The following is a 21,849-nucleotide window of genomic DNA, read 5'->3' on the forward strand; positions in this document are numbered from 1 at the left end:
CCTAGCTGACCAGTGCCTGTGCCAGATCAGCAATGAGGTCTTCAGGGTGTTCCAGACCAATTGAGATACGTAACAGATTTTGCGGAGTTGCCGAAACCGGGCCTTCTACCGACGCCCGGTGCTCGATCAGGCTTTCCACCCCGCCCAGGCTGGTAGCTCGGGTAAATAGCTTAAGCTTACTGATGAAACGTAGTGCAGCGTCGGCTCCTCCGTTCACCTGTACCGATAGCATAGCACCCGGCCCGTTCATCTGCTGGCGAATCACATCCCGATCGGGGTGTTCCAATAAGCCGGGATAATGTACATGTTCGACCGCCGGATGTCCGTTCAGGAAGTCTGCTACTACCTGCGCCGTTGCCATTTGGGCTCTCACCCGAACGCCCAGCGTTTTAATCCCCCGACTAATCAGCCAGCAATCGAAGGGTGACGGAATTGCACCCGACAAACTCTGAAGTGCCCGAATCCGCTGCGTAAAGTCAGTATTATGTTTAAACACCAACGCACCGCTCAGAACGTCCGAGTGGCCGCTGAGGTACTTGCTCGTCGAGTGCATCACCACGTCGCAGTTAAGCTCAAGCGGGCGCTGCAGGACCGGAGTCGCCCAGGTGTTATCGCAAACGACAAGGGCACCGGCTTCATGAGCCAGACGTACGACCGAAAGCAGATCCGTAATCGCCAGCATGGGATTCGATGGCGTTTCGCACCAGACAATACGTGTGTTTTCGTGGATCGAGCTCTGCACGGCGTCCAGATCGCTCATATCCACGCGGGTGTAGGTCAGGCCCCACGGATGAAAAACCTGTTCGAGCAGGGCTGGGGTACCGTAGTACGCTTCGTTGGCCAGCAGAACATGGTCGCCCGGCCGCAGCGCCTGCAAAAGCGTCATGGTTGCCGCCTGGCCGGAACCGAAGGCCATAGCGACAGCACCCCCTTCCAGCGCAGCCAGCGCTTTTTCCAGCGCTTCGCGGGTGGGGTTGTTGGGCCTTGCATACGAATAATCGCCTGGCAACTCATTGGCTTCATTGCGGGCGAAGGTCGTGGACAGGTGAATAGGAGAGATCACCGCACCAGTGGTTGGGTCAATCTGGTGGGTAGCGCGAAGGGCGAGCGTGTCGAAATGCATGTGGGCGAGCGTTTGAAGACACCTGGCTTTTGAGGAGCAAGGACGATTCCGTAACGCAGTAAATGGGCATTTGATTCCGCGGGGTGCCGGACCTGGAAAGCGTCTGCCGAATGAGTACCCCTCCCGGCCTCCCCTTCGAGGGGAGGCCGGGAGGGGTATTGGCACTACAAAGCGTTATTCACTCTTTAAGACCTTGGCTGGGTTGCTGCGGGCGACGCGAATCGTTTGCGAGCCAATCAGCAGAAAAGCGATACCCATCACTATCAGCGCCCCGGTCAGCAGTTCCAGGCCAATGGGCAGATGGTAGGCAAAATTGGTCAGTATAACCTTGTCGAAAAAGAAATAGGTGGCTGGCAGGGCAACCAGCGCAGCCAGAACCAGCAAGCTCAGAAAACTTTTGCTTAGCAGATACACCAGCCCGCCTTCACTAGCCCCCATTACTTTCCGGATGCTGATTTCCTTCAGCCGGGTTTCGGTCGTAAACACCACCATGCCAAACAAGCCAATAGAAGCGATACAAATGGCCAGGAACGTAATGAAGCCGATAACTTCAATCATGACCGAAAACTGACGGTAGGCTTCTTCAATCTGATCGTCGTAAAATTTAGCTTCGATTGGATGCACATTGTCAATCGTCCGCCAGGCATGTTCAATACGTGCCATCGTTGCGGGCAGATCGGCGGAGGTGATTTTAACGTTCAGATAACCCCAGGGCTCATCGGCCGAATAGCGGAACATGACGGGTTCAATCTTCTTCTCAACTGTGCCGTAATGAAAATCTTTCAGTACGCCCACGATCGCCAGCTTCTTATTGTCAACGGTTATGAGTTCACCTATGGCTTTCTGGGGATTTCGTTTCGCGATGTTAAAGCGCTTCAGCGTCTGCTCATTGACGATAACCTCGCGTTCCTCTCCTTTCTTAGGATGTAAGGTGAAATTAGTCCCGGCCAGCAGCTTGTGCTCATGGATGGGCAAGTAATGTTCATCAACCTGGTTAAGCCAAACCATCGCCGAGTCCTGCGGATTTTTGTACTTCACGGACGTACCCTGGATGCTGCCCAGACTGGTAATCATCATAGATTTGGAAATAGCATTCACTTCGGGTAGCTGGGCGAGCTCTTTAGCCAGTACGTCGCCGTTTGTGCCCATCAGTTTGATATTCAGGATGTTTTCGGTAGTGAAGCCTAAATCAAAGCTGAGGAAGCCTTTGTATTGACGATACCCTATTATGGTCGTGGTAATAAAAACAAGTGAGAACGTATACTGGATCACAATCAAGGCTTTGCGCAGGTTAACATGCCGGAATACGGTTAAGGACGACGCATCTTTCAGGACCTGAACCGCTTTGAGTCGGGAAAAGAAGATGGCGGGGGCAAAGCCAGCCAGAATGCCCACCGTTACGGCCAGTAACAGAAAATACAGAATCAGCTTCGGCGAAAGCGCCAGCACCACCAGGTTGTTGAGTTGAGGAGCCAGGGACAGGAACTGGGTACGTAACACCAAAAAAAGAACGAATGAAAACAGCAGAGCTAACAGCGAAAGAATCACCGATTCGGTCAGGAACTGGCCGAGTACATGCCCTTTGAGCGCGCCGTTAATCTTCCGGATGCCGACCTCGCGCGAACGGCGCAGTGATCGGGCGATGGACAGGTTCGTGTAGTTGAAACAGGCCGATATAATGATTACCAACGCCAATCCGCCCAGTACCCATAGCACAGCAGGCATCATGCTGGGACCGATCTGGTTGTCGAGCCTGGGGCCCAGAGCAATCTGTTTGAGCGGTTGCAGGGATACGGCAATGGTTCGATTCGCCAAATGTCTTTTCTCCTCGGCGTTTATCTTGTCCAGCGAAGTTTGCACCGGTTGAGGAGTGCCATTTCTGGACAAAAGCACATACACGTAATTCTGCCAGATATTGTCCCAACCATAGAAGTTAGGGTCATTTTTGCCAAGCTGTGCTTCGGCCGTTGCAAACGAGACCAGGGCACCGAACTGTAGGTGAGATAGTCTCGGAACGTCTTTCATCAGACCCGTCACTTTGTAGGTCAGCGCATCGAATCGGACCGATTTGCCGAGCGGATCAACGTCGCCAAACAGCTTTTGGGCCGTTTTTTCGGTTAACACCAGCGAATAGGGCTCCTTTAAAGCCGTGGCCGGGTTGCCTTCCAGTAAGGGAAATGTAAAGACCTTGAAAAAGGACGTATCGGCATAAAGGCCGTCGAGGGGCAGGGTAGTTTCGCCGACCGTGGCATCGCCCTGGAAGCCATTCCGCATGATTGTTACCTGGTCCAGACCAGCTACAGATTCACGAATGTTCCTGCCTATTTTCACCGACGTAGATGCCAGGCCTTTTTTAGGCTGCTCTGGCGTTTCGTAGCTGCTGATAACCCGGTAAATACGGTCGCCGTTCTGATGAAAATCATCGTACGAGCGCAGATCGCTAACAAAGGCAATCACCAGTAAGCCAACCGACATGCTGACGGCTAAGCCGAAGACGTTGATGGCGGAAAATAACTTGTTGCGCACCAGGCTGCGCCGGGAGGTTTTAACGTAGCTGCCAATCATGATCCAGTGAATAAATAGGTTTATAAAATCGGGTTTGTGGACGGTATACAGCCGGAAAAACTTCAGTACGTCGAGTACGTAAATCAGGCGCGCCCGTTTAATGCCTTTGGTACGTAGGTTGCGGGCAAAGTATTCGTTCAGATCACCCTGAAGGTCCTCCAGTAAATCGGGGCGGCAATACCAGCGGAGTAATCGTATCGCCCAGCGAGGGGGCTCGGGAGCCGGTTTTTTGGAAGTTTTCATAGCGAGCCTTCGAGATTAAAGCCGGGAATAATGCGCCAGAGTCCCTCACGAACTTCTTTGGCTTTCAGCAAGGCCACCTTGCCGGCGTGCGTTACCTCGTAAAAGCGTTTGCGTTTACCTCCGCGTGTGCTGGTTGCTTCACCCAACTGACTTTTCACCAGGCCTTTTTCTTCCAGCCGATTCAAAACCGCATGAACAACACCCAGCTTGGCGGCCCGATCAGTGTGTTTTTCAAGTTCATCGCAAATGGCAACGCTGTAGGCGTCATTTACTAAGGCGGCAATGGTCAACAGCACCAGTTCTTCAAATTCACCCAGGTTTGTGCCTTTCATTAATCTCGTTCGTATAGACGTTATCAATTAAGTCCTTAAATGTATGTAAAATAGATTTATTAATTCATGCTTTGTATGTAAAATAATAAGTCTCAAACAACTCCTTGACTGATTTAGTCTACTACATGAGCACCAGGCTGGCATTGAATCCCAGAATACTACTACCTTTATGCCAGCCGTATGCAAGCATACTACAGGTTATGGAACAATCGTATCAGAGTTTATCATTTGAAGAGGCCAACGGCGTATTAACCGTTTCACTGCTGGGTCCGGGGAAAGGCAACGCCATGGGGCCGGAGTTTTGGGAAGAATTGCCCAGGGCAATGGACGAGATAAACCGCATGAGAGACGTGCGCTGTCTGGTTTTTCGGGGCAGTGGAGACCATTTTAGCTACGGGCTTAATGTGCAGCAGATGATGCCCAGACTGGCCAGCCTGACCACGGGAACGATGGTCGCTCACCAGCGCGCCGAATTGATGGAGCAGATTCGGCAGATGCAGTTAGGTTTTTTTAAGATGCACGAATCGCCGAAACCCGTTATTGCGGCTGTGCACGGCTGGTGCATTGGGGGTGGGGTCAACATGATTGCCGCTGCCGATATCCGGCTCTGCTCACGCGATGCCAGGTTCAGTCTACGCGAAACGAAACTGGCCATTACGCCCGATATTGGCGGTCTACAGTGGCTTCCGCCGATCATTGGTCAGGGCTTTACGCGCGAAATGGCCTTTACCGGGGGGGATTACGATGCCGCGTATGCCGAACGGATCGGCCTGGTCAACCACGTATACGATACGCCCGACGCGCTGTTCGAAGCGGTTGCTACGTTGGCCCGTCAGATTGCCGATAATCCGGCGACTGCGGTACAGGGCGCAAAACGAGTCTTAAATTACAGCATGAATAAGTCCATCGAGGATGGACTGCAATACGTTGCCGTCTGGAATTCAAGCCAACTGCAATCCGACGATTTCAGCGAAGCTATGCAGGCAACCGTCGAGAAACGTAAAGCCGAGTTCAACAAGAAAATTGAGCGAGGTTATTAATGAGTGAACGAGATAAAATATGACTACAGGAATGCTGCGCGACGACGCGTTTACGGGAAAAACGATTATTGTCACCGGCGGAGGTACCGGGCTGGGCAAATCCATTACGCGCTACCTGCTCCAGCTAGGGGCTAACGTCACGATTTGCAGTCGTCGGTTGGCAGTGCTGGAGCAAACGGCCGAAGAATTGATGCAGGAAACGGGCCGGTCGGGTCAGGTACTGCCTGTACAGTGCGACGTCCGTAACCCGATGGAAATTGAGGCTGTCATCAGCCAGACGATTGAGAAGTTTGGAAAGGTCGATGGCCTGCTCAATAACTCGGCCGGAAACTTCATCAGCCCCACGGAGCGCCTGTCATACAAAGCATTTGATACCATTGTCGACATTGTCTTGCGCGGTACGTACTATTTTACGCTGGCTGTAGGAAAGTACTGGATCGAGAACAAGATACCGGGCGTCGTGCTGAATATCTCGACGACCTATGCGACAACGGGTTCGGGCTACGTAGTACCAAGTGCCGTAGCCAAGGGTGGTGCCTTGATTATGACGAAGTCGCTGGCGGCTGAATGGGGTAAATACGGCATTCGGCTAAACGCCATTGCTCCTGGTCCATTCCCAACCAAAGGGGCCTGGGATCGGCTGTTCCCTGAGCCCCTGGCGAGTATGATGGACCCAACGAGCCGTATTCCCCTGAAACGCGTCGGTGAGCATGGCGAACTGGCTAATTTAGCCGCTTATCTGCTGTCCGATTATTCAGGCTACATCACCGGCGAAAGCATTACGATTGATGGGGGTGAGGTGTTGATGGCTGGTGAGTTTAGCCACCTCGAAAACGTTACGTCCGAACAATGGGACATGATTGGCGAAACGATCAAACAAGCCAACCGCGCCAGCAAGAAAGAAGGGCAGGGGTAAATAGAATGGCTAACGTTTGTGAAACGCAAAGGGTTAAGTCTCACAAACGTTAGCAAAAGTAGAATTACAGCTTCTTCTCGTACGCCAAAAAACGAAGGCCGGGCCGGAAGCTAAGCGTGATCTCGCCGGCATATGCATAACCCAGCTTTGGAAATAGCCGCTGAGTTACCTGGTTTTCCGAATTCGTGTCGATCCGTAAGAAGGCGATGTTGCGTTCCCGAGCAAGCTGCTCCGCCTGGGCCAGTAAGGCGGCAGCTACCCCACGGCCCTGAAACACTGGATCGACCGCCAGGCGGTGAGTAACAATAGCTTTCTGGCTCAGATCGAAGCCTACCTGTGCGTATTCGGGTTCCTGATCTTCGGTCAAAGCCGCAACTCCGGCAATCTGACCGTCTAGTTCAGCTACCCAAAGCTGTTGCTTGGCAATATCTTCGCTGAAAACAGCCTCGTTTGGGTAATAGTCATCCCACTGGAAGTTGCCGGCCTGGTGCATAAGCGGCACCACGCGATGAACCAGATTTAAAAGGGCGGGTAAATCAGCTGGAATGGCTAAGCGGATGCGCATGAAATAAGGGTAAGGGCCATTCAGTAATCATGTGTTGTCATTGTGGATACTCATCAATCGTTTTTCTACTGAATGCCTATCTAATGACACGCGGCAAATGACTACCAGATAAGCATGTTAGTACCGCGAGCAGTTTTTGATTCGGTAGATTCTGCCGTCGGCTTTTGTGTAGATGTAGAACGTATCGTTCAGGCCCAGACCAAACCGGAGGTCCGTTTTCTTACTGCCCGACAGCTCCTGGAACGTAGTGACTTTGCCGCCAACTTCAATCTGCATTTCTTCAATTGGCGCTTGTTTGCCGGGTTTCAGCTGATCGTTCTCCACAAAAAAGACACGCCCGTTAACGATGTCGCCGAAGATGTATTTACCTGTCAGTAAGGGAAGGTCGGTTCTCGAATAAACAAAGCCAGCCGAAAACGCATTGCCTTCGTCGTGGTCGTACATCGCCACGGGGTAGGTGTAATGCATAGCCTGATCGTTATCGGGAAGCGCGTAGACGTAATCCATTTTTGCCCGGTAATTTATAATAAATAAACCTTCCCGTTCGGGCCAGCCGTAGTCGGCTCCCGCTACGCCAATGTTTAACTCCTCAATATTGTGGTGACCAATGTCGGAAATCAGCATTTTACCATCGGGTGTCCAGCTAATTCGGTTTGGATTCCGGAACCCGCGACAAAACACTTCACCCAACGTATTGGGGTCATTATCCTGGGCGTAGGGATTGATGGCCGGAATACCGTAGCGTCCGTTTTTGCTGTTCTTTCCCCGTGGGTCGATACGTAGCACTGAACTCCAAACGTCCGACTTATCATTACAAATAAATGGGAAGCCATTTTCGGTAGCCCCACCGTCACCCACGCCGATATACAGTAAGCCGTAGTCCGGACTGCCGGTTTTGGCGTGCGGATTAAACGTGATTTCCTGCATACCGTGAATGGGCGATATCATGTTGATCCGCATCAGTTCCCGACCGGTACCGGCAAACGTATCACTCGTCGGATCGTTTACCTTCCATTCCGTCAGCACCCATTGTAAGGTAACTTTAATCGAGTCGGCATACGCAAAATCAGCGGGAGCGACATTCGCTTTTTCGGTGTGGGTAGTGTACAGAAGGCCGTTGCTGTAAAACTCCGGGTGAAACGCATAACTTCCGAATCCGGTGGCTAAACCCGGCGCATTGATGAAACCGGACCGTTCTTTGCCCATCTGCATGTACGGACGTAATTTATCGTCGACTAGCTCATACAGCGTACCCCGCAAATCTTCCAGAAATACCCGGTTTTTTTTGCCGGGCAGAACCTGCATTTTATTGATTCGGGCAAGCGGAACCTTGTCGGCACTAGCCGGAGCCGTAAGTACTTCTTCTAAACTTAACCGCAGGCCGGAGCTGGCGATTTTGGTCGGGACAGGATTGGTTAAGGCGGCACCTAAGTTAGCGGTCCCGGCAACGGATGATTCGCGCTTCTGATTGGCGTGGATGTACGACATAATCGCCTGCACATCCGCGTTGCTCAGCGTTGGAAACGCCGGCATCACCTGCTTGTACTCGTCAACCAGCCTGGCTGCCCGCTTATCGCCATGTCTGATGACATCGGGCGCATTGCGAATAAACTTACGGATCCAGTCGGGCGACACGTCCGCCGTTACTTCGGCCAGATTCGGGCCGATGCCTTTTTGCAGAAAGTTATGACAGGTAGAACAGTTATTCTGAAACAGTTGCTGTCCTTTAGTAAGGGTTTGTTTATCAGTCGAATACGAGCTTTTAGCTGAAGCTACTTCAACGGCTGGTTGTGCTTTCCTCGATGCGGTTGGCTGTTGAGCGCAGGCAGCGGCACTTACGCCGATACTGCTTCCGATCAACAGAGCCCAGAAACGATACGAGCGTAGAGATAAAGTAAGGGTTACGGATAAATCCTTTTGGGCAGGCATTGACGTAGTATAGTTGATCGACGGGAGCGTCAGTTGGATTCGCGTTTCTTATAGCTTACGAGTAAAAATAATGAAGACCGAAAATCTACTTTCCTTCTTTCAACATCTCCACCACCATCGTCAACTCGTCGACTGTAGCCTCCGGATTCCCATTGTAACCGACCGCCCGGTAACGAACCCGACCACTGGCGTCAATCACTACTTTGGTTGGAATCCCCTGCACCTTATAGGCATTAGCCACCCGCTGTGACCCGTCGAGGGGAACGGTAAAGTCGTACGGGTGCTTGTTCATGAAGTCGTACACGCGCTGGACAGGGCCGCCCTCGCGTGTGTTCACAAACAGAAACCTGACGTTCGGATCGTTCTGGAACCGCGTCTTAGCCTGTTGCATAGCCGGGAATGACGCTATACAGGGGCCGCACCAGGTCGCCCAAAAGTCCAGCACGACCACTTTACCCTTTAGGGCAGCTGAGGCTATTGTCCGGCCCTGTAAGTCCGTCATGGAAAAAGCGGGGGCAGGTTCATTGATCATTAATTGCTTTAATTCGTCGCGTTGTTCAGCCCGTATGTCGGCTTCCAGCTCCGCCAGGTACGTATCGGCTTTGGCCAGATCGTTGCCGGGCTGTTTGGCATACCAGTCGCGCAGGGCGGTTTTCAGGCGCTTCGTCGCTTTCCCAATCTGCACGGCCGCTTCGGCCATGGGCTGGGCGTCGGTTCCGTGATTTGTCCGAACGGCGCAGAGAAAGTAAAGCTCATTGGTCCGTGGGTCGCTGCTATCGACATCGTCTGGATTCATCACTTCCTTATAAGCCGCAAATGCGTCGGGGTCTTTGCCCTGCTGTTCAAGGGTTCGGGCGTAAGTTATCATCAGCTGCCGGTGTCGGACTTGTTTTTCAAGAGCCCAGTCACCCGTTACGCTGGCTGGCTTAGGCTGCGTTTTCAGTACGGCCAACGCCTTTTTGATGAGCTGCTCCGCTTCGGGTAAGGAGCGACGATCTTCCGCCAGTTGGGCCGCCATGCCGTTTAGCATCAGTACGTCAATCTGAGAAGCCGGTTGCGGCTCTACAAACGCCAGTAAGCCACGAATGTCGTTATTCTTGAAGTACCCGTCCGTCATCATAACGGTTAACGCGGGTAGGTGAGGGGAGTTTGGGAACTCCTGGGCGAACGCCTGATAAGCTGTTTTTTTGCGATTCCAGTCAGGTTGGTTTCGAACAGCCATGGCCTTATCCTTCTGGGCAAGCGAACCCACAGGATCAACCGTTTTCAGGCGCTCCCGCAACGTATTGACCATTTTCAGGTCACCAATGCTTTCGTACAATTGTATGGCCGTGTTCAGATCGCTCGTGGTTGGTGTAGGCCGCGAAGCCAGATACGACTCAATACCGGCTTTCACTTTGGGACCATACCCCGGCTTTTTCTGCTTGACCAAGGCGGCCAGATAATCAGACCAATAGAGCGAATGCAGTTCTGGATGTTTCCGGATTTCATATTCGTACAGAGCCGCTACCCAGTTGGGGTCAGGACGTCCGCCTGCTTCGTAAATGAAGTTCGTTCGGGTGTATACCGACGCCTGGCCACCCATGGCGTGCGGAACCAGTCGACCGGTTGCATCATAAACGGGAATCATGTACAAATGTCCGCCTGCCAGATCCGTACGTTGCGGTTGTTTGCTATTTCTGAACAGCAGCAGAATGCCAGCCGCGTCTTTTTGGGGAATATATACCTGCCCAACGTAGTCTTTCCCCTGTCGAACAAGCGTAACGGTTGTCGGGCGACTCAACTGCATGGTCGACGGTGCTCCGTAACGCACGTAACGCCCTTCGAGGGTGCTGTCACTGGCGAGTGAAGTGCCCTGGGGGGTATACGTAAACGACACCGTTTGACCAACCTGCGGGGTGGCTGGCGAGTAACAGATCTGCGCAGTAGCTACCCGAAAAGCAGCGACTGTCAAGCTAAGGGTTAGGATTAGTTGTGCGTTCATAACGTAGAAGGAAAAGGCTTAGGCCGCCACTGGCTGCTTCTCCCGAACGGGTTTAGAAACAGCCCATAGGCCAACAAAGGTGAACAGACCGTTCAGCAGGAGCCGCTCGAAACCGAACTGATACCCGCCGAACCAGGCCGCCGAATTTTCATTGACGATATAAGTCAGCACCGGAGAGACAAGGCAAATCCAGGGCACAAAGCGATCCATAACGGGCCGTTTGCTGAAGATGCCAAACGCATACAAACCCAGTAACGGGCCGTATGTGTAGCCCGCAATGTCGAATACGGCCGTAATCACTTCTTTGCTGTTGAGTTGGCGGAAAACAATAATCACTATGTAGAACAGGAGCGAAAAGCCGATGTGAACGATGTGTTTAATGCGTGACCGCTCGGCCTCGGGCCGGTTTTCAACGTTCATAAAGTCAACGCAGAAGGAGGTTGTCAGGGCCGTCAGCGCCGAATCAGCACTGGCGTAAGTAGCCGCGGTAATACCCAGTAGGAACGTAATACCAACCACTAAACCCAGGTGATTCAATGCCAGGGTCGGATACAGATCGTCGGTACGTTCGGGAATGGCAATGCCTTCGCGTTGTGCATAAATGTATAGCAGCACGCCCAGCGACAGAAACAGGAAGTTGACGATAACCAGCGTAATGGTAAACCAGAACATGTTTTTCTGAGCCTCACCAATGTTCTTACAGGTCAGATTCTTTTGCATCAGATCCTGGTCGAGGCCCGTCATGACAATGGCAATGAAGGCCCCCGAAATGAACTGCTTGAAGAAGTTTTTCGGATCGTTACCGTCCCAGAAGAAAACCTGCGACATCGAGCTTTCCTGAACCGTATTGACCAGGCCACCGAACGATAAGCCAAGGTCTTTCGAGATCAGAACAATGGTTAAAATAACCGCTGTGATCAGAAAAACCGTCTGTAGGGTATCGGTAACGATAATGGTCTTTACCCCCCCTTTAAAGGTATAAATCCAGATGAGTCCAATGGTGATAAGCACCGACACCTCGAACGGAATGCCCAGGCCATCGAACAGTGCGAGTTGTAATACGCCCACGGCCACGTACAGGCGCACGGCCGAGCCAACTGTGCGGGCCAGCAGGAAGAACCCCGCCCCGGCTTTGTACGACCAGAAGCCAAACCGCTTTTCGAGATAACCGTAGATCGAAATCAGATTGAGTCGGTAGTAGAGGGGCATCAACACCGTTCCGATGACAATATAGCCAATGATATAGCCCAGGACAACCTGAAAATACGAGAAACCAATTTTGCCCACGGCACCCGGCACCGAAATAAACGTAACGCCCGAGAGCGACGTACCAATCATGCCGAAAGCCACTAACCACCAGGGCGACTGTCGGTTTGCGGTAAAAAACGTAGTGGTATCCGCCCCCCGCGCCGTGTAGAATGAGACGGCGATCAGCATGGCGAAATAGGCAGTCAGAATCACTAAAGCAACGGTGGTATTCATGGGGAACAAAGCAACTTTTCGGGCCCAATCGGGGTTCTTCTATAGCACAGTTGGGGCTTTTAAAAATGCCCATTTTGCCGTAAATTTGCTAAGTAAACACGATTTTATCTCCCATGCAACCTTTTGAAGAAAACGAATGGTCCGACACTTCGGTGGATGTGCTTGACGAAGTTATCGAAACCGACGTTCATAACCTCGTGGTCTTCAACGACGATGTAAATACGTTTGAGCACGTTATCGAAACGCTGATCGATGTATGTAAGCATACTCCCGAGCAGGCCGAGCAGTGTACGTTGCTGATTCACTACAAAGGTAAATGCACGGTCAAGAATGGTTCGTGGGAAGAGCTTGTGCCGATGCGCAACGAGATCTGCCGTCGTGGCATCAGCGCGGAAGTCTTAAACTAAAGAGCGACAGTACGAAAGAGTGAAAGAGCGAACGTTGACGCTTTCACTAACTTCTGTTATGGCACTCTTTCGCCCCTTCGCCTTTCACTCTTTAATTCTTAGGAACGTTGGAGTATCCATCCAAACTTATAGAAGACGCGGTAAACGAGGTGTCGAAACTGCCGGGGATTGGAAAAAAAACCGCCCTCCGGCTCGTATTACACCTGCTTAAGCGCGAGGAAGAACAAACGGAGTCACTGGCTCAAAGTTTAGTGGCTGCCCGTACCAAGGTTAAATACTGCCAGAAGTGCCACAACTTATCGGATCACGACTTGTGCAGCATCTGTTCCAGCAATAAGCGCGATGAATCGCTGATTTGTGTGGTAGAAGATACCCGCGATGTACTGGCTATTGAAAATACGTCGCAGTACAAAGGCCTGTATCACGTATTAGGCGGCATCATCTCGCCGGTAGAAGGTATTGGCCCCAGCGACCTGCAAATTGATTCACTGATCAATCGCCTGAGTGGTTCCGAAGGCGAACAGGTACGCGAAATCATCCTGGCAATCAGTCCAACGATGGAAGGCGACACTACGGCGTTCTATCTGCAAAAGAAGCTCAAGCCGTTTAAGCTCAAGATATCGACCATTGCCCGGGGAGTGCCGATTGGTGGCGACCTGGAATATGCCGATGAGATAACCCTCGGTCGGAGTATCCTCAGCCGAATTGCTTATGACTAACCGAAGAAGCCCCAACTGCTGGGGTTTTTTTTTGCCCCGTACCTCACATTGATAAAAGTACTGATTTATAGATCATACTTATAGACGGGCGTGCTCCACCAAGTCATACCGCTTAGGTAAAACGCTCAGACAGGGTTTGCTTATTCGGATTGGAGGTAGTGAAGTTGTTTAGGATTTCTTTTTTCGATTGATTCTTCTCAAAAAGAACACAACAAAGGCCAACCAATGGAACGAGAGCCAATTCTCCACGTTCGGCTCATAGCAAACCAGCCGGGATTTGAAACGGTCAAGCCAAGCATTGGCATGTTCAATCACAGGGCGCCGTTTGTAAAGCTCTTCGTCAAAATAGCCCTATTCTATCGGCTGCTCATTGGCCGAACGGGGGTTGACCGAAATGTTGGCTTCGATCTCTCGGTTGGTACAAGCCTGGCGTTAAATTCTGGGCGTAGAATCCACTATTGGCATTGAGAAACAGGCCCTTAAGATTGATATGGGCCGACTCCAACAGTAGGCACAGTTCCTCGAAAAGTTTCTCAATCTCAAACAGGTCATGATGATTACCGGAGTGTGAAAGCTCTTAATCGGCGGACTCATTTGATATTAATTCCCCAGCCTTCCTCTTTGAGGACCACCAGACGCCGACGTCTCAGGTCAGGATGTTCCATATACCACACGTCAAGCCGACGCATGATCTGCAAGGTCGGCTCATCGGCCGTGACAGGCTCATAGGATAGGCCTGCCCGGCTGACACTTAAAAGCCAGCATTGTCGTCGGAGACTCAATTCAATGGAAGGTTGCTCGATCATGGCGCGTCGCTGAAGGTCGGTGCCCCATTTTTTTTGAGCCAGCTCAACTCCATGGCTCCGACCACCCGGCTGGAGCCGTCCGATCTGTTCGTAAAGTGGTGTTGTTTGATCGGCAACCGGCTTTTCTGCCCCTTTTGTTGATCAAACACTTGGTAAGTCGCAGCTATGAATGCCTGTTTCCAGGTTGGCACTAATTGGGGGTGCAAATCGTAGTCGCTGGCGATCTGACTAAGTGTTTGGCCCTGACGCAATACTTCTAAAACGACCTTCACCTTGAACTCGGAAGTGAACTGGCGACGGCTTTTTGCTTTCATGCAGGGCCGCCTGAGCGGTTAACTAAGTTAGCAACCATTTCGACAAGCTTAAGGGCTGGTACAAATATGCGGCACCACTATAACTAGTTACTTATTCTCATAAATTTCTCCTACCTGAGACGAAGGAACAGTCATACGTCTGCTTCTTAAAAGGGGGGTTGATAAGTCACCTAAGTTAAGGCTCACCCCTTGACCAGCTTACTGATTATTGTCTTCCAATCAGCTTTTATAAGTAGCTTTAACCTAATCGGAATAACTACTAAAGACCGTCCAAATCAGGACAGACCATCGTCCGTTTTCGGACGAAAATAAGCCAATAGAAGTATAGAATGGCCATTTTTTGGCACATAAGGCCTACTGATATTGTTGGCCTTTGATTTGCTATGCAAAAAGGAAAGATACTTTCTGATAATGAGATCCTCTACCAATTTATGAAAGGTACTCAACTAGGCGAGTTCGAAGAGATCGTGCTGCTAACGATTGCCCGACTTTACGATGATGCCTACGGCGTGGCCGTGTTGGAAGAACTGAGTCAGCGCTTAGAGCGACCTGTGGGCTTAGGCGTTGTGCATCGGACTATGCAGCGCTTAGAAGAAAAAGGACTGCTTCAGTCCCGCTTGAGCGAACCAATTGCCCAACGGGGTGGACGTAGCAAACGCTTGTTTACAGTTACCATGGTGGGCCAACAATCCTTACAGCAAGCGCGACGTATTCGCAATGAGCTGTGGGACGGTATTCCCAAAGCCGCTTTTGATCACCTGACATGAATCGAAAAAATAAATCTCATCAAAGCAGACAGGTGGCTCCTCCACGCTGGGCCGAGCGGTTGCTGAGTCGAATTACGGCTCCTCATCTACGGGACGAGGTAATAGGCGACCTGTATGAATTATTTCAACGGCGAGTTCAGCGATACGGCCAAAGCCCGACTATTGTATGGACTGGAGATGCTGCTACTCCTGCATCCCCGGCTTTGGCGTAAACAAGCCCAATCCCCCTATATATACACGAAATCGACTGATTATTCACAACCAAACCCAATGGCTATGCTAAGTAATTATGTTAAAATTGCTTTAAGAAAACTCAGTAAGCACAAAACCTATACACTGATTAACCTAGTGAGCTTGAGTCTGGGCATTGGCTGTGCCATTCTGATTTTTACCTTGGTTAACTACCATCTGAGTTTTGATACCTTCCATGCGGCTCAAGACCGGATCTACCGCATTACGACAGAGCTGTATGCCGAAAAAGTAACTTATAGCACGGGGGTTCCCAATCCGATGGGCGAAGCCTTCCAAAAGGGATATGACGTCGCCGATAAAGTCGGTCGGATTGCCTTTCTAAAGGGTCGAGTCGTGGCCGTATCGCCCCAGAAGAAGTTTGAGGAAGATCTCGCGTTCGCCGATCCGGAGTTTCTGGCCATGTTTGATTTTCCGCTCTTACGGGGCAACCCCCAAACAGCTTTGCAGGAACGGAATACGGCTCTGATCACGGATCGGATCGCCAAACGATATTTTGGGGATAAAGACCCGGTTGGGCAGCTGTTGCACATCGATGCCTCGTTGGTCGTTAAGATAACGGGGGTCCTGCACAACCTGCCGCCAAACACGGATTTTCGCTCCGAGATCTACCTTCCCTTCATCAATTTGCAGGACCATAGTCCCTGGATGGTTGAAAAAGACTGGTGGCTGGGTTTTAATAAAGAGATGCAATGTTTCATCCGGCTTAAACCGGGGGTATCAGCCCAACTGGTCGATTCCAGCTTGCTGTCGGCCATTTCGGATAAATACTACGACAAAGCGAATGCCCGGAAGTTTCGATTTAAACTACAACCGCTCGCTGACGTCCATTTTAATCCAAAACTGCGGGGGCAAACCGAGAAAAAAAACCTGTGGACCTTTGGCTTGATCGGCTTTTTCCTAGTCATTACAGCCTGCGTCAACTTTATTAATCTGTCCACAGCTCAGACGCTTATCCGCTCCCACGAAATTGGCGTTCGCAAAGCCCTGGGCAGCGGGCGAGGAGCGCTTTTCTGGCAGTTTATGACCGAGACTGCGCTCATCGCCGGATTCGCCCTGATGATTGGCTTGGGCTTAGCGTACTTAGCCCTACCGTTTATTAATCAGTGGTTTGAGTTACAACTCGTACTCAATCCTTTCACCGACCCGTATCTACTGAGTTTTTTGGTCGGCCTGTTGCTGATCGTCATTTTTTGTTCGGGCGCTTACCCGGGCTTGATTCTGGCTCGTTTTCAACCCGTTCTGGCCTTGAAAGGCAAGCTCTCCCAAAAATCGGTTGGCGGCTTCTCACTGCGGAAAGGGTTGGTCGTCGCTCAGTTTGCAATCTCGCAATTGCTCATTATCGGCACACTGATCATTACCCATCAGTTGCGTTATTCCGAGCAGGCCGATATGGGCTTTCGCAAAGAGACGATCGTCATTCTTCCGGTGCCTGACAATAAAACTGCAAAAATCAATACGTTGGGGGCCCAACTTTCGGAACTACCCGGGGTGGAAAACGTAACATTTTTCAATACCCCACCTGCTTCTGAAGCCATTGGAAGCACCACGTTTCTGTATGATTCCCGCCCCAAAGCCGAAGACTTTTCTATTTCCACCAAATCCGCGGATCATCATTTCATCCCGACCTTCAACATACCCATTCTGGCTGGTCGCAACCTGGCACCCTCGGATACGATCCGTGAGTATCTGCTGAATGAAACGGCCGTAAAAGCTCTTGGACTAGCCTCTCTGCAGGCGGTGATTGGCAAATCCGCGACGATTAATAACCGGCCAGGCACCATTGTCGGTGTAATGAAGGACTTTCATTTTAAGTCGTTTCATGCAGCCATTGAACCGCTGTGTCTGACCACCTGGAGTGAGGTTTACGGGAGTTGTGGCGTAAACGTAAATCCGGCTAAGCTGGGGCCGACCCTAGCCGGTTTAGAAAAAGCCTGGAAAGCCATGTACCCAGCTTCCATTTTCAGCTACCGTTTTCTAGATGAGGATATTGACCGACTTTATAAGCTCGATACGATACTACTTCGGCTGATTCAGGGGTTTGCGGGTATTGCGATTTTTGTGGGTTGTCTAGGCCTTTATGGGTTGGTCTCGTTTATGGCGGCCCAGAAAACGAAGGAAATAGGTGTACGAAAGGTACTGGGAGCGAGCTCATCCAGCATTCTGTGGCTGTTTGGGAAAGAGTTTTCTCGCCTGCTGCTGGTTGCGTTTACGCTGGCGGCTCCGCTGGCCTGGTGGACGATGAATAGGTGGCTGAACAATTTCGTGTACCGGATTGAGATCGGGGCTGGCATTTTCATCCTGGCGATTCTGATCACCTTCCTCGTGGCGGTGCTGACCGTCGGTTTCCAAAGCGTGAAAGCCTCTTTAATGAATCCCATAAGAACATTACGGACCGAATAGGTTGCCAGCAGCGTTTCCGTTTAAAGGTTACGGTTTGACCAGATAAGCAATAGCCTTGCAGTTTGCGAATGGCAACTTCCGCAAGGGCCATAAGACCTTATGGATACAGCGATGGCAGGAACTTGGCTAAAAGACCAATTCAAATACAGGGGATTGTTGAGCTGACGAATTGATCGACCTACAAGTGTAAACTGTCGGCCTCTACCGCTAACCTGTCGAATTGGTTAGTAAAGAAAACGGAGCCCCCTAGCTTTTGTCCAGTAATAAAAAGCTATATTGTTTAAAGCATGCTGGCACTGCTGGCACGCTTTTTTGTTTGTATATGAATGTTCATTTCAAGCTGAGACACCACCAAGTTGTAAAAATACTTGCTCCTCAGCAGCATCGTATGAGAACGAGCTTTTGAGGAGCAATCTGCGTCGTGTTTATCGTATGTTGGAATCAAATGTTACATGTTCTTATAAAAACGCTCTCATCTTGATACGAAAAGTATTACATGTATCTGCTTCCCAAATGGCCGTGCAGCCGTCGCTGGCCTCTAACAGGCCGAACGAACCTTCCTGTACACCTAGTTAGCTGCTCCTAGAACCGAGCTTTTTAAGCCACTGAACCGGCGAAAGTCAAGCCAGGAAAGGTAGCCCATGCAATTGTGCCCTGCAAAGAAAAAAACAGAGCATGCAACTAATTGTCTTTCAATTGCATCCAGAAGGAAAACCGGCATAGTTTTATGAAATACGTCTGTCAATACTCAATGAAGAACCATTGCATATATATCGCTTTAATAATGCTCCTGACTCAACGAGTACTCGCTCAGACACCTGACTATGCTAGTAGGGCTATTCAATCATCGACAGCGTGGGTGGACATCGATTATGTAGGCGATGGTATAGTCGGCCATAAACTGGATATTTATTTGCCCATCACTGGAAAAGCTCCCTTCCCAGTCATTATTTGCATCTATGGCAGTGCCTGGCTCTCCAATAATGCCAAAGGAGCCATCTTCACGGATGGCTTAGGACAACGATTATTGAAAGAAGGATTTGCGGTTGTCGCTATCAACCATCGGTCGAGTAGCGATACGCTCTTTCCCGCCCAGATTCAAGATGTAAAAGCGGCCATTCGATTTGTTCGCGCCAATGCCGCTACGTTTTTGTTAACAGACAAGTTTATTAGCATCACCGGCTATTCCTCCGGTGGTCATCTGGCTTCGCTGGCGGGTACAACCAATGGCGTCAAAACAAAAACTATCGGGGGGATTGAGTTTGACTTGGAAGGTCATTTAGGCCATTTCGCCCCTGTCAGCAGTCAGGTAAATGCGGTCGTTGATTGGTTTGGTCCAACTAATTTTTTACTAATGGATACCTGCGACCCCAGGATGCATCACAATGACCCCCGATCGCCCGAATCCTTACTCATTGGGGGAGCCATAACACAACATACATCAAAAGTTGAACTGGCCAATCCGATCACATATGTCAGCAAAGCCAGCCCACCCTTCCTGGTGATTCATGGAGAGAATGACCAGCTAGTCCCCCTTTGCCAGAGTGAGCAGTTGGCCAGCAAGTTGAAGCAGGAAGGGGTAAAAAGCGACTTGATCAAGGTATCAGGTGGCGGCCATGGCCCAGGCGTACTGAGTGAGGTCTACTATACGAAGATGGTTTCATTCTTCACTAATGAATGGAACCGGGTAAAGAAATAAACCGATTGGCCAGCCGATGAACAGCCCTATGTCTAACAGCTTGTAATCTTAGAAAATGCTGCAAAGTAAAACGATAGAACCTTATTGACCAGTGAATAGGCTTGTAAAGATTTGTCCTTTGATACACATGGTAACGGACAAACCATCTGACTACGAACTGTTACGTCGACGATGTGCTCAATTGAAAGAGGAAGGCTGGGTCAGTCGAAACCTCAAAAAATAGCAGCATGGCCAAGCTGGTTTAGCTTGGCGCAAGCCTAAGGGGCCCGATTGTCGGTTGACAAATAAGCAATTTACTCAATTGGTTGAGGAGTTGAACAAAGGAGCCGAGCAGCATGGCTTTCCAGGTCACATCTGGACTCGCCGGAAACCGCAGGCTAAGGCACGCCAACAAAACGCGTACCGTGTCGAGTACTGGCGGAACGAGCGCTTACCTGAACTTAATCGGATTGCCGAAGCGAAAAAGCCCAGACTGAAAGGCGCGTCATCGTATACGTGGATGAATCAGCCTTTTCTTTATTACCAATGCTGGGGCTTACTTGGGCACCAAAAGGAAAAACCCCTGTTTTACTGGAGCAGGCCGGTCGTGATCGTCTCAGCCTAATTGCGGCCATTGCTCCCAATCATAAGATAGAGGCTTCGTTCTTTACAAACTAATTCACCGATCAATAAGCACAGGCTAAGTTTCAATGAATAACTGTGTTCGTGTCAGTAGGGGCCAGTACACAGAATGCGATGTAAGTCTCTAGGTAGGATAAATCTGCTATCTATGGTTGCCGGAGTAATAAAAATAAATTATGGACAAGCTTTCTGCTGGTTTGACCGGCATCGCCGGAGAATATTTCGTAGCTGCTGAGCTTTCGCGACGAGGGTTTATGGCATCTATAACCTTGCGAAATAATGATAGTATTGATATTCATGCCTCCCGGCTGGACGACAATAAAATGTTTGCCATTCAGGTCAAAACTACTCAAGTTAGAAGGCGGCAGTGGCCACTGAGTGCGAAGGCCGAAAAGCAATTTTCTCAGAATCACTTTTATGTATTTGTCAACTTAAAGGGCCTTGACGAACGGCCCGACTACTTTATTGTTCCTAGTGCAGTGGTGGCGCAAAGCACTCGAGATTCTCACCAACTTTGGTTAGATACGCCTGGCAAACAAGGACAGGTTCATAACGATAACTCGATGAGAGTCTTTTCAGACAAGGAAGGTGAATACTTAGAACGGTGGGATTTGCTCGCTTAGCCTCGCATTCATAACGGCCCGCGTGGGTTTGCCCTGAGTGCCAGAAAGCGCGCTCCGTAGGCAAGTGAACCGCCCCCGTGTTAAAGGTTTCGAGAACGTAGTGTTCCTTCCAGTGTTCGTTGAATCGATCACTTAATGCAGTATCAGCACAGCAGAACCTTGGGAATAAACAAGCCCATAAGTGAATCCTGAGCACTTCTATATGGTAGGAAAAGCGGCCAGCAGGTTCTTTCTTTGCGTTTACAACGGTAGTCCAGAAAACATCCCTTAAGTGGGTTAGTTAATAGGTAATGGCGTTGTAAACGCATTTTCATTCTTCTACAAACCAACATTCGCATGAATCGCTCCGAGTTTTTGAAGTTGGCTTTCGGTGCTTCGGCCAGTATGGTCGCTTTCCGCTCGTTTGGTTTTTCGAACCAGGCTGAGGGGCCGTTTAAACTGGCTCCACTGCCATTTGATGCTGGTGCCTTAGAGCCTCACATCGATAAAATGACGATGGAAATTCACCACGATAAGCACCACAAGGCGTATGTTGATAATCTCAACAAAGCGGTGGCCGGTACCGATATGGCTAAGATGGACATCGACGCGTTGGTGAAAAGTGTGAGCAGCAGCACGTCCGCTGCCGTTCGGAACAACGCGGGTGGGCACTGGAATCACACCTTTTTCTGGAATATCCTGGGCCCGCAGGGGGGGGGAGCACCGAAAGGAGCGCTGGCCGACGCCATCAATAAAAAATTTGGCTCGTTCGATAATTTCAAAACCGAATGGGGCAAGGCGGCAACCGGTCGCTTTGGCTCGGGTTGGGTGTGGCTCATTAAGAGTGGTAACGACGTGGAGATCACATCAACACCGAATCAGGACAATCCATTGATGAGCTTAGCCGAGAAAAAAGGAACGCCGATCATGGGCCTCGACGTATGGGAGCATGCGTACTACCTGAAATACCAGAACCGTCGCCCGGATTACGTAGCGGCCGCCTGGAACGTATTCGACTGGAACAAGATCGGGAAAAACTTCGCGGGATAAGAAGATTACGTCCGCATTGTCAGAGGGGTTGTT

At 50.5% G+C, this 21,849-nt stretch carries 20 protein-coding genes; 11 read left to right on the top strand and 9 right to left on the bottom strand.

Features of this window, described 5'->3' with window-relative positions; translation table 11 throughout:
• Nucleotide 1: 1 nt before the first annotated feature.
• The 3 genes from ACYVBJ_RS08425 to ACYVBJ_RS08435 all read right to left on the bottom strand — a co-directional run bounded on the left by ACYVBJ_RS08425 (nt 2) and on the right by ACYVBJ_RS08435 (nt 4,263).
• The gene (locus ACYVBJ_RS08425) at nt 2–1,123 is read right to left on the bottom strand and encodes a trans-sulfuration enzyme family protein (RefSeq protein ID WP_460981844.1); all 1,122 of its coding nucleotides are present in this window, start codon (nt 1,121–1,123) and stop codon (nt 2–4) included.
• Nucleotides 1,124–1,297: 174 nt separating this feature from the next.
• Entirely contained in the window at nt 1,298–3,931 is a 2,634-nt protein-coding gene (locus ACYVBJ_RS08430) for an ABC transporter permease (RefSeq protein ID WP_460981845.1), read from the bottom strand.
• Entirely contained in the window at nt 3,928–4,263 is a 336-nt protein-coding gene (locus ACYVBJ_RS08435; RefSeq protein WP_460981846.1) for a PadR family transcriptional regulator, read from the bottom strand. Before ACYVBJ_RS08435 ends, ACYVBJ_RS08430 begins: the two co-directional genes overlap by 4 nt.
• 200 nt (nt 4,264–4,463) lie before the next feature.
• On the opposite strand from ACYVBJ_RS08435, the gene ACYVBJ_RS08440 reads away from it, so the two are divergent.
• Both ACYVBJ_RS08440 and ACYVBJ_RS08445 read left to right on the top strand, forming a co-directional pair.
• Complete coding sequence (locus ACYVBJ_RS08440) at nt 4,464–5,303, top strand: crotonase/enoyl-CoA hydratase family protein (RefSeq protein ID WP_460981847.1); 840 nt, start codon at nt 4,464–4,466, stop codon at nt 5,301–5,303.
• Nucleotides 5,304–5,322: 19 nt separating this feature from the next.
• The gene (locus ACYVBJ_RS08445; protein WP_460981848.1) at nt 5,323–6,219 is read left to right on the top strand and encodes an SDR family oxidoreductase; all 897 of its coding nucleotides are present in this window, start codon (nt 5,323–5,325) and stop codon (nt 6,217–6,219) included.
• Nucleotides 6,220–6,283: 64 nt separating this feature from the next.
• Here the strand turns inward: ACYVBJ_RS08445 and ACYVBJ_RS08450 are convergent, their stop codons facing one another.
• From ACYVBJ_RS08450 to ACYVBJ_RS08465, 4 genes are all read right to left on the bottom strand, one after another.
• Nucleotides 6,284–6,784 carry a GNAT family N-acetyltransferase gene (locus ACYVBJ_RS08450; RefSeq protein WP_460981849.1) on the bottom strand — a complete coding sequence of 167 codons (501 nt, stop codon included), beginning with the start codon at nt 6,782–6,784 and terminating at the stop codon, nt 6,284–6,286.
• Between the two features lie 117 nt (nt 6,785–6,901).
• On the bottom strand, nt 6,902–8,713 hold the full coding sequence (locus ACYVBJ_RS08455; protein ID WP_460981850.1) for a PQQ-dependent sugar dehydrogenase: 1,812 nt from the start codon (nt 8,711–8,713) through the stop codon (nt 6,902–6,904).
• Nucleotides 8,714–8,798: 85 nt separating this feature from the next.
• Nucleotides 8,799–10,697 (bottom strand): TlpA family protein disulfide reductase, encoded by a 1,899-nt coding sequence (locus ACYVBJ_RS08460; RefSeq protein ID WP_460981851.1) that lies wholly within the window; start codon nt 10,695–10,697, stop codon nt 8,799–8,801.
• Nucleotides 10,698–10,715: 18 nt separating this feature from the next.
• The gene (locus tag ACYVBJ_RS08465) at nt 10,716–12,179 is read right to left on the bottom strand and encodes a sodium:solute symporter (protein ID WP_460981852.1); all 1,464 of its coding nucleotides are present in this window, start codon (nt 12,177–12,179) and stop codon (nt 10,716–10,718) included.
• Nucleotides 12,180–12,292: 113 nt separating this feature from the next.
• On the opposite strand from ACYVBJ_RS08465, the gene ACYVBJ_RS08470 reads away from it, so the two are divergent.
• Entirely contained in the window at nt 12,293–12,586 is a 294-nt protein-coding gene (locus ACYVBJ_RS08470) for an ATP-dependent Clp protease adaptor ClpS (RefSeq protein WP_460981853.1), read from the top strand.
• A gap of 107 nt (nt 12,587–12,693) precedes the next feature.
• Nucleotides 12,694–13,305, top strand: a complete 612-nt coding sequence (gene recR, locus ACYVBJ_RS08475) for a recombination mediator RecR (RefSeq protein WP_460981854.1) — start codon at nt 12,694–12,696, stop codon at nt 13,303–13,305.
• Nucleotides 13,306–13,895: 590 nt separating this feature from the next.
• Here recR and ACYVBJ_RS08480 read toward each other — a convergent pair.
• Both ACYVBJ_RS08480 and ACYVBJ_RS08485 read right to left on the bottom strand, forming a co-directional pair.
• Entirely contained in the window at nt 13,896–14,111 is a 216-nt protein-coding gene (locus ACYVBJ_RS08480; RefSeq protein WP_460981855.1) for a hypothetical protein, read from the bottom strand.
• Nucleotides 14,108–14,425: a transposase gene (locus ACYVBJ_RS08485; RefSeq protein ID WP_460981856.1), complete on the bottom strand. Its 318-nt coding sequence runs from the start codon at nt 14,423–14,425 to the stop codon at nt 14,108–14,110. The genes ACYVBJ_RS08480 and ACYVBJ_RS08485 overlap by 4 nt, the downstream gene beginning before the upstream one ends.
• Before the next feature lie 431 nt (nt 14,426–14,856).
• Here ACYVBJ_RS08485 and ACYVBJ_RS08490 point away from each other — a divergent pair, with 431 nt between their 5' ends.
• The 7 genes from ACYVBJ_RS08490 (at nt 14,857) to ACYVBJ_RS08520 (ending at nt 21,816) form a co-directional block, all read left to right on the top strand.
• Complete coding sequence (locus ACYVBJ_RS08490) at nt 14,857–15,192, top strand: PadR family transcriptional regulator (RefSeq protein ID WP_460981857.1); 336 nt, start codon at nt 14,857–14,859, stop codon at nt 15,190–15,192.
• On the top strand, nt 15,189–15,404 hold the full coding sequence (locus ACYVBJ_RS08495; protein WP_460981858.1) for a permease prefix domain 2-containing transporter: 216 nt from the start codon (nt 15,189–15,191) through the stop codon (nt 15,402–15,404). Before ACYVBJ_RS08490 ends, ACYVBJ_RS08495 begins: the two co-directional genes overlap by 4 nt.
• Nucleotides 15,307–17,844, top strand: a complete 2,538-nt coding sequence (locus tag ACYVBJ_RS08500) for an ABC transporter permease (RefSeq protein ID WP_460981859.1) — start codon at nt 15,307–15,309, stop codon at nt 17,842–17,844. The genes ACYVBJ_RS08495 and ACYVBJ_RS08500 overlap by 98 nt, the downstream gene beginning before the upstream one ends.
• Nucleotides 17,845–18,703: 859 nt before the next feature.
• A complete protein-coding gene (locus ACYVBJ_RS08505; RefSeq protein ID WP_460981860.1) occupies nt 18,704–19,543 on the top strand; it encodes a prolyl oligopeptidase family serine peptidase in 840 nt (279 codons plus the stop codon).
• Between the two features lie 525 nt (nt 19,544–20,068).
• On the top strand, nt 20,069–20,200 hold the full coding sequence (locus ACYVBJ_RS08510; RefSeq protein ID WP_460981861.1) for a hypothetical protein: 132 nt from the start codon (nt 20,069–20,071) through the stop codon (nt 20,198–20,200).
• A 140-nt stretch (nt 20,201–20,340) separates the two neighbouring features.
• Nucleotides 20,341–20,787 (top strand): hypothetical protein, encoded by a 447-nt coding sequence (locus tag ACYVBJ_RS08515; RefSeq protein ID WP_460981862.1) that lies wholly within the window; start codon nt 20,341–20,343, stop codon nt 20,785–20,787.
• Nucleotides 20,788–21,123: 336 nt separating this feature from the next.
• Nucleotides 21,124–21,816: a superoxide dismutase gene (locus ACYVBJ_RS08520; RefSeq protein WP_460981863.1), complete on the top strand. Its 693-nt coding sequence runs from the start codon at nt 21,124–21,126 to the stop codon at nt 21,814–21,816.
• Nucleotides 21,817–21,849 lie beyond the last annotated feature (33 nt).

Source organism: Spirosoma fluminis (assembly GCF_054778895.1).